4 protein-coding genes and 1 tRNA gene are annotated in these 2,734 nt (G+C 60.6%); 4 read left to right on the top strand and 1 reads right to left on the bottom strand.

Features of this window, described 5'->3' with window-relative positions:
* The 4 genes from rpsD to RMO40_RS20590 all read left to right on the top strand — a co-directional run.
* A partial coding sequence (gene rpsD / locus RMO40_RS20575) for a 30S ribosomal protein S4 (RefSeq protein WP_309725340.1) occupies positions 1-612 on the top strand: 612 nt, incomplete at its 5' end.
* Positions 613-759: 147 nt separating this feature from the next.
* Positions 760-1,746, top strand: coding sequence for a DNA-directed RNA polymerase subunit alpha (locus RMO40_RS20580; RefSeq protein WP_309725342.1), 987 nt, complete (start codon positions 760-762; stop codon positions 1,744-1,746).
* Positions 1,747-1,831: 85 nt separating this feature from the next.
* On the top strand, positions 1,832-2,227 hold the full coding sequence (rplQ, locus tag RMO40_RS20585) for a 50S ribosomal protein L17 (protein ID WP_309725344.1): 396 nt from the start codon (positions 1,832-1,834) through the stop codon (positions 2,225-2,227).
* A 134-nt stretch (positions 2,228-2,361) separates the two neighbouring features.
* Positions 2,362-2,438 (top strand) — tRNA-Met (locus RMO40_RS20590).
* Between the two features lie 81 nt (positions 2,439-2,519).
* Here RMO40_RS20590 and RMO40_RS20595 read toward each other — a convergent pair.
* Positions 2,520-2,734 (bottom strand): Bax inhibitor-1 family protein (locus RMO40_RS20595; RefSeq protein WP_309725347.1); only part of this gene is annotated, 215 nt, incomplete at its 5' end.

Below are 2,734 nucleotides of genomic sequence, written 5' to 3' on the forward strand. Positions count from 1 at the left end.
CTAGGACCCAAGGGCAAACTCGCCCGCCGTGAAGGCACCGATCTTTTCCTGAAGAGCGCTCGCCGCCCGATCGGGGACAAGGTCAAGTTCGACAGCAAGCCCGGCCAGCACGGCCGCACTTCGGGCACCCGCACATCCGACTTCGGCCTGCAACTGCGTGAAAAGCAGAAGGTCAAGCGCATGTACGGCATCCTGGAGCGTCAGTTCCGCCGCTACTTCGCCGAAGCCGAGCGTCGCAAGGGCAACACCGGTGCCAACCTGCTGCTGCTGCTGGAATCGCGCCTCGACAACGTCGTCTACCGCATGGGCTTCGGCTCCACGCGCGCTGAAGGCCGCCAACTCGTCTCGCACAAGGCCATCACCGTCAATGGTGAAGTGGTCAACATCGCGTCGTACCTGGTCAAGGCCGGTGATGTGGTCGCTGTGCGCGAAAAGGCCAAGAAGCAGCTGCGCATCGCTGACTCGGTGAAGCTGGCCGAAGGCCAAGGCATGCCGAACTGGGTGCAGGTCGACGCGTCCAAGCTCGAAGGTGTGTTCAAGAAGGCCCCCGACCGCGATGAATTCGGCGCCGACATCAAAGAAGCCCTCATCGTCGAACTGTATTCGCGCTGATTTTGCGCGGGCCGCGTGTGCCCAGCCGATGGCTGGCACTGCGGCCTTTCCCAGTTTCCTTCGTCCGGTGGTGGCGAAAACCGCCCCGGTTGGTCCCTCAGCCTTATCGGTGTAACGAACCGAGGGTATTGAAAGTAACGAGACCTCATGCAAACAAATCTGCTCAAACCCAAAGCCATCAATGTGGAGCCGCTCGGCGGCAACCGCGCCAAGGTCACGCTCGAGCCTTTCGAGCGCGGCTACGGCCACACGCTGGGCAACGCGCTGCGTCGCGTGCTGCTCTCGTCGATGGTGGGGTATGCGCCGACCGAAGTGACCATTGCCGGCGTGCTCCATGAGTACTCGGCGATCGACGGTGTGCAAGAAGATGTGGTTCACATCATGCTGAACCTCAAGGGCGTGGTGTTCCGCCTGCACAACCGCGATGAAGTCACGCTGGTCCTGCGCAAGGAAGGTGAAGGCCCGGTCACGGCCGGCGACATCCAGACCCCGCACGATGTGGAGATCATCAACCCGGATCACGTGATCGCGCACCTGTCGCAAGGCGGCAAGCTCGACATGCAGATCAAGGTGGAAAAGGGCCGTGGTTACGTACCTGGCACCATGCGCCGTTTTGGCGACGAGCCCACCAAGTCGATCGGCCGCATCGTGCTGGACGCTTCGTTCTCACCGGTTTCGCGCGTCAGCTATACCGTCGAGTCCGCTCGCGTCGAGCAGCGCACCGACCTCGACAAGCTGGTGATGGAAATCGCCACCAACGGCGCCATCACCCCTGAAGAAGCCATCCGCGCTTCGGCCAAGATCCTGGTGGAGCAACTGGCTGTGTTCGCCCAGCTCGAAGGCAGCGAGATCGCCGCATTCGACGCGCCGGCTCAGCGCAGCACGCAGTTCGATCCGATCCTGCTGCGCCCGGTCGACGAACTCGAGCTCACCGTGCGTTCGGCCAACTGCCTGAAGGCCGAAAACATCTACTACATCGGCGATCTGATCCAGCGTACCGAGACCGAGCTGTTGAAGACTCCCAACTTGGGTCGCAAGTCGCTCAACGAGATCAAGGAAGTGCTGGCTTCGCGTGGTCTCACGCTCGGCGCACGCCTGGAAAACTGGCCGCCTCAAGGCCTCGACAAACGCTAAAGAATCCAGGGCCACCTGGCCCGGTGCACCCGGCAGTACCTGATACGGCTGCCGGTATCTAAATAGTCAAGAAAGGAACAGCACCATGCGTCACCGTAACGGACTCCGCAAACTCAACCGCACCAGCGAGCATCGCCAAGCGATGCTGCGCAACATGTGCAACTCGCTGCTGCAGCACGAAGCCATCAAAACCACGGTCCCCAAGGCCAAGGAATTGCGCCGTGTTGTCGAGCCGCTGATCACGCTCGCCAAGGAAGCCACGCTGGCCAACCGCCGCCTGGCCTTCGACCGCACTCGCGATCGCGACATCGTGACCAAGCTTTTTAATGAGCTGGGCCCCCGCTACAAGGCCCGCCCGGGCGGCTACACCCGCATCTTGAAGATGGGCTACCGTGTGGGTGACAACGCGCCGATGGCCTTCGTCGAACTGGTGGACCGCCCTGAAGTGGCAGAAGAAGTCGCAGCCGACAAGGCAGAATAAGACACACCGCTTCAAGCAAGAGGGCCAGCGCAAGCTGGCCTTTTTACTTGGCGCTCTGGTTTCGATTAACCTTCACACGAAGCTGTTTCTCTCGTGACTTGAGAGCCACTCTCCGTTATACTCACAGGCTCAGTCGCGGGGTGGAGCAGTCTGGTAGCTCGTTGGGCTCATAACCCAAAGGTCGTTGGTTCAAATCCAGCCCCCGCAACCAAGAATCACACGGCACAGACCGTCAAAAAAGCCAACCCTCGGGTTGGCTTTTTCTTTTCTGATAGCGATCTGTTGTGTGGGGTCAGTCTTCGCGCGAGCCACCAATACCCACCAGCATGAGCAGCGACTGGAACACGTTGTACAAGCTCAGATAGACACCCAACGTGGCGCTGATGTAGTTGGTCTCGTGGCCGTCTTGCACGCGCTTGAGGTCATACAGGCTGAAGGCCGAGAAGATGCCGATGGCCAGCACCGCCAGCGTGATCATCAGTGCGCTGGATTGAAGAAACACGTTCG

It is taken from the genome of Rhizobacter sp. (assembly GCF_031412075.1).
In the GTDB taxonomy this organism is placed as follows: Bacteria; Pseudomonadota; Gammaproteobacteria; order Burkholderiales; family Burkholderiaceae_C; genus Rhizobacter.